We start from the raw sequence: 13,913 nt of genomic DNA, 5'->3' as shown, positions 1-13,913 counted from the left end.
GTAGCCTGGATGGAGCGGAGCGCAATCCGGGACGAGTGTGCGCCGGAGCAACACCGCCCCGGATTTCGCTCCGCTCCATCCGGGCTACAGGGATTCCCCCAGAGGAGAGAACCCTCACCCGCGCCTTCGGCGCGACCTCTCCCGCAAGCGGGAGAGGTGGAGCCCGCGGCGCCGTCTACTTGCTCCTAGGAGAGTCCCGCTCCGGCCTCCTTCAAACCGCATCCGCGCGCAGCAACGTATCCACCGTGATCGTGCCGCGGGCGCGGGAGACGCAGGTGCAGATCTTGTGGTTGCTCTTCTTCTCGTGGTCGCTGAAGAAGACGTCGCGATGGTCGATCTCGCCGTCGACATTGACCACGTCGATGGCACAGAGGCCGCATTCGCCGCGCTTGCAATCGGATATCACCTCAAAGCCGCTGGCATTGAGCACGTCGAGCATCGAGCGCTCGCGCGGGATCTCGAGCTCGACACCGGAGTCTTTCAGGCGCACCCTGAACGTTTCGGTGGGCAGCGTGCCGCTGGAGCCGAACGTCTCGTAGCGGAGATCGGGGAGCGGATGGCCGGCGCCGATCCAGGCATGGCGTGCGGCGTCGAGCATGCGCATCGGGCCGCAGAACAGCGCTAGCGTGCCTTGCGGCAATGAGGCGAACAGCGCGTCCATATCGAGCCGGCTGCCTTCCTCGCTGGCATGAACGACGAGGCGATCGCCAAGCATCGCGGCGAGATCGTCGAGATAGGCGGCCTCGCGGCGCGAGCGTACGGCATAATGCAGCGTGACATCCGCCCCGCGCCGCGCCAGCGCCTGCGCGGCGCCGAGGATCGGGGTGATGCCGATGCCGCCGGCAATCAGGCAATAATTCTCGCGAGTCCAGTCCACCGCGAGCAGCGAGGCGGGCTGGGTGATGTCGAGCCGCGCGCCCGGCTGCAAGGACCACATGTAGCGGGAGCCGCCGCGGGAATCCTCAGCGCGGCGCACAGCAATTCGGAGGCCGTGCGACGAGGCCTCGCCGACCAGCGAATAGGACCGCGTCTCCGGCAGGCCGTCGATGGTGACGCTGACATTGATGTGGCTGCCGACCGGATAGGCCGCGGCCTCGAACTGATCCGGCCTGATCAGGAATTCGCGGACGTTCGGGGTGAGATCGCGGGTGGCGACGAGCGTTGCGGGAGTCCAGGTCTCGATGAAGCGCATGGTGACTGCCCTCAATCGGTTGCGGTCTTGATCAGCGCGAGCGCCGGCAAGAGGTCGAGATGGGTGCGGTTGCGCAGCGCGAGCCGCAGGTTTCGCACCGCGAGCCGGGCATGCTCGCGCATGACGGCCTCGGCGCGCGCGCCTTCGCGGTTCTCGATGGCGTCGATCACGACGCGATGGTGCTCCTGGGCGATGATCAGGATCTGCCGTGCCTCCGGCAACGCCGATTGCGCCATCACGAAGCCGCTCGGCGAGGCAAACGGCAGCGCCGAGGCGCGGTCGATCTGCCGGATCAGCGGGGGGCTGCGCGACAGTTCCGTGAGCTGGGCGTGGAAGCGCGCATTCAGCGCGACGTAGGACGAGAAAGCATCGACCGAGATCGGGACCTGCCGCAGCAGCTCGTCGATCGCAGCAAGGCACTCCTTCAGCGGCTCGAGCTCGCGCGCAGAGACGCCGCGCTCGGCGGCAAAGCGCGCCGCCAGGCCTTCCAGCGTGCCGCGCAGCTCGATGGAATCGGAGATGTCGCGCTCCGAAAACGCCTTCACCATGAAGCCGCCGGAGGGGATCGCCTCCAACAGCCCCTCCTCCTCCAGCCGCACCAGCGCCATGCGCACCGGCGTGCGCGAGGCGCCTGTGGTCTCCACCGCCTGCAGCTCGGAGATGCGCTCGCCGGGGCGCAAGGCGCCCGACAGGATCTGGTCGCGCAGCGCGAGCTGCGCCTTCACGGTCTGCGAGATGGAGCGGTCGACCTCACGCTCGGCCATGTTCTACTCCGCGGCCTGAAGGTGCTTTGGGGCGTTTTCCTTCGCCACCATCCGATCGATCAGCTTGCGCGACCACATCGCGCCGGCGTCGATGTTGAGGTTGTAGAAGATGCGATCGGGGTTTTCGTCCATCGCGCGCTGCTGCGCTTCGAGGATCAGCTCGTCCTCGCGGAAGATGCCGGAGACGCCCTCGCGGATCTCGGTGGTGAGGCGCTGCTCACCGAGGCGATAGTTGCGGACGAAGGACCAGAAGTAATGACAGGTCTTCTCGGTCTCCGGCGTGATCGTGTTGAGCACGAAGCCATTGACGCCCTGCGAGCGGTCGCCTTCCGGCGCACCGGTGCCCGTCGGCGCGACGCCGACGTCGATCGCGATGGTGCACGGCGCCTCGAAGCGGATGATCTGCCAGCGGTCGACGAGGCCGGGCTTGCCGAGCTGCTTGGCCCAGAACGGCGGCGGCTCGATGCCCCGCATCCAGCGCGTCACCGTCACCGTCTTCTCGCCATGGGTGACGTCGAACGGCGCCTCGGCGACGGCATCATTGCCGATGGAGGAGCCGTGCACGAAGGTCTCGTGGGTGAGATCCATGAGATTGTCGAGCACGAGGCGGTAGTCGCAATTGACGTGGATGGTCTTGCCGTCGCCGGCCCAGGCCGGGTCGTGATTCCAGTGCATGTCGGGGACGAGCGCGGGATCGGCGAGTGCGGGATCGCCCATCCAGAGCCAGACGTAGCGGTGACGCTCGACCACGGGATAGGCACGCACGCAGGCCGAGGGGTTGATGGTCTCCTGCGAGGGCATGAAGGTGCAGCGGCCCTGCGCGTTGTATTTCAGGCCATGATAGCCGCAGACGACGGTGTCGCCTTCGAGCCGGCCCTTGGACAGCGGCACCAGGCGATGCCAGCAGGCGTCCTCCAGCGCGGTCACCGTGCCGTCGGCCTTGCGATACATCACGACATGCTTGCCGCAGATGGTCCGCGGCAGCAGCGCAGCCTTGACGTCGGCGTCCCACGCCGCGGCGTACCAGGCGTTCATGGGGAAGGGTTTTGTCATGTCTCACTCCCACGGCTTATGAATACGTTATGTATACAATAGCTGAAGGATGGAATTCTTCAAGATGGAATCAGCTCTACCTTAATACCTTTATCCTCGTGATTGTATACATAACGGGGGAATGACCGCGTCCGGCTCCGGCTCCGCTTACCCTCCCCTGGGGAGGGTAAGACAGCGGCGACCTCTCGGAACAACTTACGCCGCGAACACCTTGGCTAGGCCCGCCTGGGCTTCCTCCTGGATCCGTTTCAGGTGCTCGGGGCTGCGGAAGCTTTCGGCGTAGATCTTGTAGACGTCCTCAGTGCCGGACGGGCGCGCCGCGAACCAGCCGAAATCGGTCTCGACCTTGATGCCGCCGAAGGGCTGGCCGTTGCCGGGCGCCTTGCTCAGCGTCGCACGAACCGGATCGCCAGCGAGGTCCTTGAGGCCGAGCTGCTCCGGCGTGAGGGACTTCAGGATGTTCTTCTGCGGCCCGGTCGCGGCGACGTCGATCCGCGCGTAATGCGGCATGCCGAATTCGGCGGTGAGATCATTGAAGATCTGGCTGGGATCGCGGCCGGTCTTGGCCATGATCTCGGCAGCGAGCAGGCCGAGGATGACGCCGTCCTTGTCGGTGGTCCACACCGCGCCGTCGCGGCGCAGGAACGAGGCCCCTGCACTCTCCTCGCCGCCGAAGCCGAAGCCGCCGGTGACGAGGCCGTCGACGAACCATTTGAAGCCGACCGGCGTCTCCACCAGCTTGCGGCCGAGCTTCTTGGCGACGCGGTCGATGATCGAGCTCGACACCACGGTCTTGCCGATCGCGGCATCCTTGCCCCAGTCCGGGCGGTGCGCGAACAGGTAGGAGATCGCGGTCGCCAGGTAATGGTTCGGATTCATCAACCCGCCGGTGCGCGTGACGATGCCGTGACGGTCGGCGTCGGTGTCGTTGGCAAAGGCGACGTCGAAGCGGTCGCGCATGCCGATCAGGCTCGCCATCGCGTAAGGCGAGGAGCAGTCCATGCGAATCTTGCCGTCCCAGTCCACGGTCATGAAACGGAAGGTCGGGTCGATCGCCTCGTTCACGACCGTGGCATTGAGGCCATAGCGCTCGATGATCGGATGCCAGTAATGCACGGCGGCGCCGCCGAGCGGATCGATGCCGATCTTGACGCCGGCGGATTTGACGAGGTCCAGATCGACGACATTGCCGAGATCGGCGACGTAAGGCGTGACGAAGTCGTAGGCGTGGACATTCGCGGCCTTGCGCGCCCTCGAATAGTCGATGCGCTTCACGTCCTCGAGCTCGCCGGCGAGATAGGCGTTGGCGCACTTCTCGACGGCAGCGGTCACGTCCGTATCGGCCGGGCCGCCATGAGGCGGATTGTACTTGTAGCCGCCGTCCTCGGGGGGATTGTGTGACGGCGTGATGACGACGCCGTCAGCAAGACCAGAGGTGCGGCCCTTGTTATAGGTGAGGATCGCATGCGAGATGACGGGCGTCGGCGTGTAGCCGCCATCCTTGTCGATCATGACCTCGACGCCGTTGGCTGCGAACACCTCGATGGCGCTGACCAACGCCGGCTCGGCCAGCGCATGGGTATCGATGCCGATGAAGAGCGGGCCGGTCAGGCCCTTCTCTTTCCGGTAATCACAGATCGCCTGCGTGGTCGCGAGGATGTGGCCTTCGTTGAAGGTGTTCTTGAACGAGGTGCCGCGATGGCCCGACGTGCCGAACGCCACGCGCTGTGCCGGATCGGACGCATCCGGCTTGCCGGCGAAATAGGCCGTCACCAGCCGCGGAATATTGGTGAGCGCGTCCGGCGAGGCCTGCTTGCCCGCCGCGGGATGAACATCAGCCACTGGAATACCCTCGTCCTGTCGTGAGTGCGGGACACCATAGCATCGGCCAAGCCCCCGCCAAGGGCACAACACGCGCGAGGGGGAAGGCGTTCCTTGGAGGCGCTGCAGTCCCCATGAGCGGCCTTCGTGCTATGCTCGGCAGCACCGCCCTTTCGAATCGTCTGATGATCCCATCGCGCAAGCTGCTCGTACTGATCGCCAGCCTCATCCTGGCCGGTGCACCGGCGCGCGCCGCGGAGTTCTACACCGAGGACCTGCGCATCCCGATGGCGGAGGCCGGACCGCAGGGGCTGGAGGCCTTTCTGGTCCGACCGGTCGGGACCAAGCGCTATCCGCTGGCGCTGCTCAGCCATGGCTCGCCGCGCAAGTTCGAGGACCGCGCGACCATGTCGGCGCACAAATATTATGGCATCGCGCTGGAATACGCCCGGCGCGGCTTTGCGGCGCTGGTGGTGATGCGGCGCGGCTACGGCACATCGCCGGGCGGGCGCGTCGACAGCGTCGGCGGTTGCGCAAAGGCCGCGTACCTGCCGGCGGCGGCCGTCGCGGTTGCCGATCTGCGCGCCGCGATCGATGCGATGGCGCACCGGGGCGACGTGACGACATCGGGCATGATCGCGGCCGGCCATTCCGCAGGCGGCCTTGCAACGGTGGCGCTGAGCGCACAGGCGCCGGCGGGCCTCGTCGCCGCAATCAATTTTGCCGGCGGCCGCGGCTCGCGCAACGACGACGATGTCTGCAATCCGGATGGGCTGGTGCAGGCCTTCGCCACCTTCGGCAAGACCTCGCACGTGCCCATGCTGTGGGTCTATGCCAGCAACGATTCCTATTTCGGTCCCGACCTCGCGCGCCGGCTCCATGACGGATTTCGCGCGGGCGGCGGCAATGCGAGGTTCGTCGCGGCGCCGGCTTACGGCGAAGACGGGCATTATCTCTATTCGGTCGCGGGCCGGCCGCAATGGACACCGTATCTCGACGCCTTCCTGCGCGAGCGCGGGCTCGGCCATGACCTCCTGAGCCTGCCCGATCCGCTGCCGCCGCCACGCCAGCTCAACGAGGCCGCGCGGGCCGAGTTCGCGCGCTATCTCGCCAGCCTGCTGCCGCACAAGGCCTTTGCAGTGTCGCCGAACGGCGGCTACGGCTGGCGCGCCGGACGGGCGACGACTGAGGAGGCCCGGCGCGACTCGCTGGCAGCCTGCATGAAATGGTCGCCCAGCTGCACGCTCTATGCGGTCGATGACCAGCTGGAGGAGCCGTCGCAGGCCAGATCCACCGACCAGAGCGCCCGCGCGCGGCCGTGACGCACACACGCCTTAGGCCGGTTTGTTAACTCCGGCGCTCTATGACAAGCCCATGCTGCGGGATTGGGCACGCTTCATTCTCGGCGCGACGTGGAGGCACGTCGCGGTCGTCCTGCTCGTGTCGGCTCCGATCGGCGCACATGCGGCCGACGGCAGCAGCGAGCTCGGCGCCGGCGAAACGCCGTCGTCGCGGGCCATGATCCGAAAGATCATCGAGCGGGAAACCAAGAGCACCAATCTGCCGGCCGATATCGCCGAGGCGGTCGTCTTCGTCGAAAGCGGCTACAACCCGGCGGCCATCGGCAGCGCGGGCGAAATCGGCCTGATGCAGGTGCGCCCCGAGACCGCGGCGATGCTGGGCTTCCGCGGCAGCAGCGCGGAGCTGGCCGAACCCGACGTCAACATCCATTACGGGGTGCTCTATCTCAGCCAAGCCTGGCGGCTTTCGGGCGGGGACCTCTGCCGCGCCCTGATGAAATACCGGGCGGGTCATGGCGAAGTGGAGATGAGCGCGCGGTCGCAGGTCTATTGCAACCGGGCCCGCAACCGGCTTGTCGCGATGAGCGCGATGCCGGGAGAGCGCGAAGCTGCGGCTGCTCCGGATCCGGCGTCCACGGTTGCAGCTGCCGTTGCGGTTGCGGCCGCGGCGCCCGTGAAACCGGCGAGCCGCCCGAAGATGCCGGTGCAGCCGAAGGCGGTCTATGCCCGCTATCGTCGAGGCACCGCGGCCGCCAGCCGCGCCTATTGGGCGGCCCATGAGGCCAGGGTCAGCCGGATCAAGGCGCGCATCGAAGCACGCTGGAAGCGCGTCGCATCGCGCTGACGGCGATGTTGCTATTGTCTGAGCATGATCTTGCCGGAAAACCGCTGCACGCTTTTCCGGATCTTGCGCTACAGCCGCTCGCTGAGCGCGAGCTTGTAGCCGACGCCGGTGACGGTCGCGATCACGGGCGTGCCGCTGCCGACGAGCTTGCGGCGCAGCCGCGCCACCAGCGCATCGACGGTGCGGATGTCGACTTCGGCCTGGCGGTTGCTGACCACCTCGATCAGATAGTCGCGGCTGAGCGGCCTGCCGTCGGCGCCGACGAGCGCCGCCAGCAGGTCGAATTCGGCGCGCGTCAGCGCCACCGGCTTGCCGTCGTTGCCGAGCAATTCGCGCCGGGTCAGGTCGATGATCCCGTCGCCGAACGCGATCGAATTGTGGTTGCGCGCCGCCTTGCGGTCGATCGAGCGACGCCGCAGCACGCTGCGCGCACGCGCGAGCAGATCGCGCAGGTTGATCGGCTTGGTGACGTAATGGTCGCCGGCGACCTCGAGGCCGAGGATGCGGTCGACGTCGGTGTCGCGCCGCGTCACGAAGATGATGCCCGCGTTGCTGGTGGCCTGGATCTCCTTGGCGAGCTCGAAGCCGTCCCCGTCAGGCAGTTGCACGTCGAGGAAGACGACATCGGTGCGCGCGCGCAGCGCCTGACGGCACTCCGTGCAGGTGCCGGCGCCGACCACGTCGAAATTGTTGTCGCTGAAATAGTCGACCAGCATGGTCCGCGTCACCGGATCGTCCTCGACGACGATCAGCCGCTCGCGGCCGGGCGGACGAGCGGAAGCTACCGCCGTCCTGGCGGTCCCATGTGCCTGCGTCCCGACCTGCAGATTCAAGTCGCCGCGCAACGCGCCGTCATGTGAACGGGCATTCACAGCCTGTTCGAGCCCCCGAAATTGCCTGCCGCGATACTAGGCGCGTTGTGATGCGCAAACAATATTGGTCATGCTCTTGGCACATTAAGTATGAATTGGCCCACAATTCTCATTCCGCGCACCGTCGCGCCGGCAGTCTCCCGATTTTCGGAAAAGCAGATCGTACTTCGGGCGGCGCTCTGCGGCTTGCTCCCCTGTGAGCTTCGCATCTACTGTGCCTCCAAAAGCCTGCAATCGGAGGTGGCGCATGGAGGTCATACTGCTCGGCACCGGCGGCCCGCGCCCGGACCCGCGCCGCATGGCGACGACCACGCTGATCAGGCTTGGCGAGGAGAACATCCTGTTCGACGCCGGCCGTGGCGTCATGGTGCAGCTTCACAAGGCGGGCGTGCCGCTCGGCGCCATCAACACGGTCTTCCTCACCCATCACCATTTCGACCACATCGGCGATCTCTACGATGTGATGTTGAATTCGTGGATGCACGGGCGCAAGGACGAGTTGCGCGTCTACGGCCCGCCGGACACCGAACGCCTCGTCAACACGCTCGTCACGCAGGTCTACGACAAGGACATCGCCTGGCGCGACCAGGGCGAGCCGAGCTTCGGCGGCTGGAAGCCGGTCGCCGCAACGGACATCATTCCAGGCCCCGTGCTCGACACCGGTCGCTGGAAGATCAGTGCCGAACTGGTCTCGCATGGCGATGGCCTCGACATGCCGCCGGCCTTTCTGGCGCGCTGGATCTGTCTCGGCTATCGCTTCGAAGCGGAAGGCAAGGTCATTGCTATTTCCGGCGACACCGTCCCCTGCCCCGGGCTCGAGCGGCTGGCCGAGGGAGCCGACCTGCTGGTGCAGTGCTGCTTCCTCGCCACGCCGGAGATCAACAACGAGCATTTGCGCCGGCTTGCGAAATACACGATCGCCTGCGGCGACACCGTCGGGAAGATCGCGGCCAGAGCCGGCGTCAAGAAGCTCGCGCTGACCCATCACCGTCCGCGCACCGACGATGCCATGCTGAACGCATTGCTTGATGACGTCAGGCGGGATTATGCAGGACCGGTCGTGCTCGGCGAGGATCTCACGCGCATCGAGGTCTGAGGATGATCGAAGATCGAAGCACGCGCGCCGCAACAAATCATGCGTGCGGAAGCCGTTCGGCGTCAGGACGATCCGACCTCGATCCGGTAGGATAATTCTTCCTCAGCGCCCGGCGCGATGTGCATCAGTCCCGGCTTGTCGGCGAACTCGCCATGGAAGCCGGCGGGACTTGCGTAGCCGCGCCAGGGCTCGATGCAGAGGAACGGCGCGCCTGACGGTTTCGACCAGACGCCGAGCTCGCGAAATCCGCGCCAGGACATTTTCAGCCATGGCCCGGTCGATGCACCTCCCGCCGCGGCATAGCGGACCGAAGTGCTCTCGACGCGGTCGAAGATGATGGCGTCGTCGACGAACAGGGAGTCCGACAAGGGAAGCGAGGTGCCTTTGACCGGGCTCGGCTCCGCTGCCGGCCGCAGCAATCCACCTTCGAGACGGCGGACCGGAGACGGTTCGGCGCTCGCGAAAGTCAGCGCATGGCTCTCCTTCGCCGCGCCGGGCTGCAGCGGCCAATTGAAGGCGGGATGACCGCCGAGCGAGGCCGGCAACGTCTCCTTGCCGGTGTTGGCGATCGTGAGCGTCAGATCGAGGCCGGACTCATCGATCGCATAGGCTGCCGTCAGCCGGAACGGGAACGGATAGAGCGCGCGCGTCGTCTCATTATCATCGAGCACCAGGGTGCAGCGGCTCTCGCCGCGTTCTGCCCACACGAAGCGGCTGTCGCGGGCGAAGCCGTGCTGCGTCATCCGATACGTCCTGCCCTGATGCCGCAATTCGTCGTTGGCAAGGCGCCCGACGATCGGAAACAGCAGCGGCGCGTGACGCGGCCATTCCGGCCCCGCCTGCCAAAGGAATTCGGTGCCGCCGCCCTTCAGCGAGCAGAGCTCGGCGCCGTGCGCCTTGACGGTCGCGGTGAGCGAGCCGCAGCGGAAGGAGTGGGTGTCATCGGTCATGGCCGACCTCTACACCCCGGCCTGGCACGCAGCAAGGCGACGCCGGGCCATGCAGGCGGCGCCTCCGAGCCATGCCCGGCTGCGTCATATTTCTGTACCTAACGATTGCTCACGTGCGGCTCCTCCACCGCGAGCTCCCCGCGAACCCGGCCGGAACTCCATGAACCATCGTGGTCCCCAATTGAAATTCTTCATCAACGGCCGCTTTCTGTCGCAAAAGCTCACGGGCGTGCAGCGTTATGCCGCTGAAATGGTCAAGGCGATCGACGTGCTGCTCGCGTCGGAGCAGATTCCGACCTCGCTGCGCAACGCAGACTGGCAATTGTTGAAGCCCGCGGATGCAAGCGAGGAACTTGATCTCGACCGGATCAAGATTCGCGCTGTCGGCCGGCTGCATGGGCACGCGTGGGATCAAATCGATCTCGCCCGCGCTGCCGCCGGAGGCCGCTTGATCAGCCTGGCCAATTCCGGACCCGTCCTCCATCGCGACCACATTGTCGTGATTCACGACGCCCAGGTCTTTCGCAGGCCCGACTTCTTCAACTGGCGCTATCTGACTGTCCATCGCACGATGGGGCGGATGCTCGCCCGGCACGCAAGCATCGCAACGGTGTCGGGCTTTTCCCGCAAGGAGCTTGCGGACGTGCTGAATCTCTCGGCATCGCGCATTCCCGTCTTCCCTAACAGCGCCGAGCACTTTGCAGCCACGAAGCCCGATCCCGGCATCCTTGCCCGACTTGGCGTTCAGCCGCAGAAGTTCTTCCTCTTCGTGGGCTCGAAAACCAAGAACAAGAATCTGTCCGTCGCGATCCGCGCCATCCAGCTGCTCGACCGGGCCGACGTTCCCCTGGTCATCGTCGGCGGCGATAACAGCAAGGTCTTTCAGGATAATTCGGGCGAAGGGGCGTCCGGCCTGGTGCTGGCCGGCCGTCTGACCGACAGCGAGATTGCCGCGCTCTATGCGCATGCATCGGCCTTCGTGTTTCCCTCCCTCTACGAGGGGTTCGGCGTGCCGCCGCTCGAAGCCATGATCTTCGGCTGCCCAGTGATCGCCTCGAGGGCCGACGCCGTCGTGGAGACGTGCGGCGACGCGGCTGCGTATTTTGACGCCACGGATGCCGAGGCGCTGAAGCAGCTCATGCTCGAAAGACTGGCAATCGGCGCGATCTCTGACCAGGAACGCAGGCGGCAACAGGATCGCCTTGCATTCTATTCGTGGAAGAAATCGGCGAAGGCGTTGCTCGATCACCTCGCAGTGCCGGCGAACGTCGCCAGCGCCGCGTGAAACGCGGCGCGGTTCGCTTATCGCGCGCAACGGTTTTTGCACAAACGATTTGCAACTCGCGGCTCTTTGCCTGGTTCCATGAAATTTCTTCTTCGTTCTTGCGATGATCGCAAGCACGAGCGCCTTGGCGCAACATCACCACATCGCTGCCCCAATATCGCTACGTATTCGAGGAACTGTGTTTCGCACTAGCGAACACAGAACAGGGATACAGATGTCCGGCTCTCCAACGCGGCCCTACGCAAGGCAAACGATGAAAGTGCTGCACATCGCCGAAACGATCCGTGGCGGGATCGCGAGCTATCTGAACGAGTTGCATCCTCAGCAACAGGCCAGCTTCGGTGCCGAGAACGTGCATTATGTCGTGCCGTCGGATCATCGGGGCGACCTTGGCGCAATCGATGACAACCAGATTACGACATTTGAGCGATCCGGCCGGAGCGTCGCCGGCCTATTCCAGATGCTGCGTGCCAGCATGCAAGCGCTGGATGCCTTCAGACCGGACGTGGTGCATCTGCATTCTTCCTTTGCAGGGCTCGTGCTCCGGCCCGCGCTGGCAGCCCGCTCGGGCGGACCGCGCGTCGTCTATTGTCCGCACGGCTGGGCATTTTCGCGCGAGACCGGCCGCTTCAGTCATAAGCTGACGAAGGCGGCGGAGAACCTGCTTGCGCGCACCTCGGACCGAATCATCTGCATCTCCGGCGACGAGTATAGCGAGGCGGTGCGCGCGGGAATTCCCGCCGACCGCCTCACCGTGGTCCACAACGGCATCTCGAAGAGCCGCACGCCGCAGCCCGTCGCGGCTGACTGGACCTCCAAGAAGGTCAAGGTGCTGTTCATCGGACGCCTGGACCGGCAGAAGGGGTTCGATCTGCTGATCGAAGCGGCACGCGCGCTCGAGGATGTGCTGGACGTCCGCATGATCGGCGCCTCCGTCGTCAACAAGTACGAAGGTCCGACCGTCCCGTCCAACGTGTCCCTGCTGGGCTGGCTCGACCGACCGACCATCGAGACCCAGCTCGAGGCCGCCGACCTCGTCGTGATTCCGTCACGTTGGGAAGCCTTTGGCCTCGTTGCGCTCGAAGCGATGCGCGCGGCCAAGCCCATCCTGGCATTCCGCAGCGGCGCTTTGCCCGAGATCGTCGTCGATGGCGTCACCGGTGTGCTCTGCGAGCCCGTCGCGGTTCAGCCGCTCATCGACGGCTTCCGGCGAGCGCTGGATCTCGACCTCAAGGTGCTGGGGCAGCGCGGCTACGACCGGTTCAAGCAGCTCTATGACGTCGAGAAGACGCATGCGCAATTGCAGCAGGTCTATGTCGAGCTGCTTCAGGACGACCGGACGCCCGTCGAAGCGAAGGCGGCGCTGCAGTCGGATCTCTCCAAGAATTTCTGATGGCTGCACCGCTCCCACGCACCTTGGTTCGCGACAGTCTCCGCCTCGCGAGCCTCATCGCATCCATTCTCCTTCCGGTCTCGGTCTGCGCACAGCAGTCGCAACCGCTCGATGCCCGATTCCTGCTCGGGGTCGGCACGCATCAGGGGCTGGGCGGCCCGGTGAGCGCGCGCGGATACGTGCCTTCGGAAAACGTCGCCCAGATCAAGCAACTCGGTCTCAATTCCTTTCGCGATGATTTTCCCTGGTCCGAGTTCGAGGTTGGGGGACGCCGGATGGGCTTCACACCCCGACTTGGCAGGCTCGAAGCGCAGGTCAAGTCCGGCGTCGCGCGCCCGCTCCTGATCCTCGCCTTCGGCCATCATCTCGTTCCGAATTCCTCGCCACCGACGACCGACGAGGCGCGGCAGCGGTTCGCCGATTATGCGGCGGCGGCGGCGCAATCGGTGGTGGCGCAGCATCCGCTGTTCGAGCTCTGGAACGAATGGAACCTGGCGGCGAAGAAAGATCCTGCGTTCTCGCCGGAAAATTATCGGGCGCTTGCCGAGGTCACGCGGCCGGTAGTCAAGCGGGTGGCGCCAAATGCGCCGTTTTTGGTCGGCGCGCTTGGCGACGATCTGGGCTGGACATGGACCGAGAAGATGCTGCGGACCGGCATTCTTCAATATGCGGACGGCGCATCGATCCACCTCTACAATTTCTGCATGGGCCCGAGCAAACGCACCTCGGCCGAAATCATAGAGCGGCTCACGGCGTTTCACCGGCTCGTCGGCCAGGCCAGCGGAAATCCCGATTTTCCGATCTATGTCACCGAGACCGGGTGGACCACGGCTGCCACCAATAAATGCGGCGTCAGCGAACAAGCCCAGTCCGACAATACAGCACAGCTCATCTTGTGGGCATCGACCGCGGCGCGCTGGCTCAAAGGAATGTGGTTCTACGAACTCAAGGACAGTGGAAAGGACGCATCGGACCTGGAGCACAATTTCGGGCTCTACCGTTTCGACAACTCCCCAAAGCCGGTCGCCTGCGCGGCTCAGGGCGCCTGGGCTTTCATCCGCTCCAGCCTGAGCGCCGAGAAACGCGAGCTCGGCAGCGGCGTCGTGTCGATCAATGCAACGACGACGTCCGGCGCCAGAGTTGCGGTGTGGTCCGAGACTCCCGAGCGGCGTTACGAGGTCAGGATCAAGGGCGATCAGGACGGCGCAACCTTTGCGATGCCGTGCGACTCGGCCGCAAGACCTGCGTCCGGTGCCTGGATTCCGGTTTCGACCACGCCGATCCTCATTGCAGCGAGCAACGGTGCCATGCCCGCTTTGGAGATAAGGCCGGCGCGGTAAGC

General features: G+C 65.4%; 12 protein-coding genes. 6 read left to right on the top strand and 6 right to left on the bottom strand.

From position 1 onward, the window contains the following. Positions 1-211: 211 nt before the first annotated feature. From ACTEK7_RS27710 to pgm, 4 genes are all read right to left on the bottom strand, one after another. Positions 212-1,192, bottom strand: coding sequence for a PDR/VanB family oxidoreductase (locus tag ACTEK7_RS27710; RefSeq protein ID WP_225147043.1), 981 nt, complete (start codon positions 1,190-1,192; stop codon positions 212-214). Positions 1,193-1,203: 11 nt separating this feature from the next. Beyond that, entirely contained in the window at positions 1,204-1,956 is a 753-nt protein-coding gene (locus ACTEK7_RS27705) for a GntR family transcriptional regulator (protein WP_225147042.1), read from the bottom strand. Positions 1,957-1,959: 3 nt separating this feature from the next. Beyond that, a complete protein-coding gene (locus ACTEK7_RS27700; protein ID WP_225131482.1) occupies positions 1,960-3,009 on the bottom strand; it encodes an aromatic ring-hydroxylating dioxygenase subunit alpha in 1,050 nt (349 codons plus the stop codon). Positions 3,010-3,204: 195 nt separating this feature from the next. Further along, positions 3,205-4,851: a phosphoglucomutase (alpha-D-glucose-1,6-bisphosphate-dependent) gene (pgm, locus tag ACTEK7_RS27695; RefSeq protein ID WP_225147041.1), complete on the bottom strand. Its 1,647-nt coding sequence runs from the start codon at positions 4,849-4,851 to the stop codon at positions 3,205-3,207. A 164-nt stretch (positions 4,852-5,015) separates the two neighbouring features. Between pgm and ACTEK7_RS27690 the strand changes: the two genes are divergently transcribed. Further along, positions 5,016-6,152, top strand: coding sequence for an alpha/beta hydrolase family protein (locus tag ACTEK7_RS27690; protein ID WP_199751047.1), 1,137 nt, complete (start codon positions 5,016-5,018; stop codon positions 6,150-6,152). 52 nt (positions 6,153-6,204) lie between these two features. After that, positions 6,205-6,975 carry a transglycosylase SLT domain-containing protein gene (locus tag ACTEK7_RS27685; protein WP_225147040.1) on the top strand — a complete coding sequence of 257 codons (771 nt, stop codon included), beginning with the start codon at positions 6,205-6,207 and terminating at the stop codon, positions 6,973-6,975. A gap of 68 nt (positions 6,976-7,043) precedes the next feature. On the opposite strand, the gene ACTEK7_RS27680 is transcribed toward ACTEK7_RS27685, so the two are convergent. Further along, on the bottom strand, positions 7,044-7,847 hold the full coding sequence (locus tag ACTEK7_RS27680) for a response regulator (protein ID WP_225147039.1): 804 nt from the start codon (positions 7,845-7,847) through the stop codon (positions 7,044-7,046). Positions 7,848-8,094: 247 nt separating this feature from the next. Here ACTEK7_RS27680 and ACTEK7_RS27675 point away from each other — a divergent pair, with 247 nt between their 5' ends. Continuing rightward, positions 8,095-8,943, top strand: a complete 849-nt coding sequence (locus ACTEK7_RS27675) for an MBL fold metallo-hydrolase (RefSeq protein ID WP_225147038.1) — start codon at positions 8,095-8,097, stop codon at positions 8,941-8,943. Positions 8,944-9,005: 62 nt separating this feature from the next. Here the strand turns inward: ACTEK7_RS27675 and ACTEK7_RS27670 are convergent, their stop codons facing one another. After that, positions 9,006-9,893 (bottom strand): aldose 1-epimerase family protein, encoded by an 888-nt coding sequence (locus ACTEK7_RS27670; RefSeq protein WP_225147037.1) that lies wholly within the window; start codon positions 9,891-9,893, stop codon positions 9,006-9,008. A gap of 181 nt (positions 9,894-10,074) precedes the next feature. Here ACTEK7_RS27670 and ACTEK7_RS27665 point away from each other — a divergent pair, with 181 nt between their 5' ends. From ACTEK7_RS27665 to ACTEK7_RS27655, 3 genes are all read left to right on the top strand, one after another. Continuing rightward, complete coding sequence (locus tag ACTEK7_RS27665) at positions 10,075-11,178, top strand: glycosyltransferase family 4 protein (protein ID WP_225147036.1); 1,104 nt, start codon at positions 10,075-10,077, stop codon at positions 11,176-11,178. A gap of 253 nt (positions 11,179-11,431) precedes the next feature. Next, positions 11,432-12,571, top strand: a complete 1,140-nt coding sequence (locus ACTEK7_RS27660) for a glycosyltransferase (RefSeq protein ID WP_225147035.1) — start codon at positions 11,432-11,434, stop codon at positions 12,569-12,571. Continuing rightward, a complete protein-coding gene (locus ACTEK7_RS27655; protein WP_225147034.1) occupies positions 12,571-13,911 on the top strand; it encodes a hypothetical protein in 1,341 nt (446 codons plus the stop codon). The genes ACTEK7_RS27660 and ACTEK7_RS27655 overlap by 1 nt, the downstream gene beginning before the upstream one ends. The last annotated feature ends 2 nt before the right edge of the window (positions 13,912-13,913 follow it).

The organism is Bradyrhizobium sp. JHI2711 (assembly GCF_056156565.1).
Note: the sequence above shows the minus strand (reverse complement) of the source record. Positions and strands in the feature narration are given on the sequence as shown.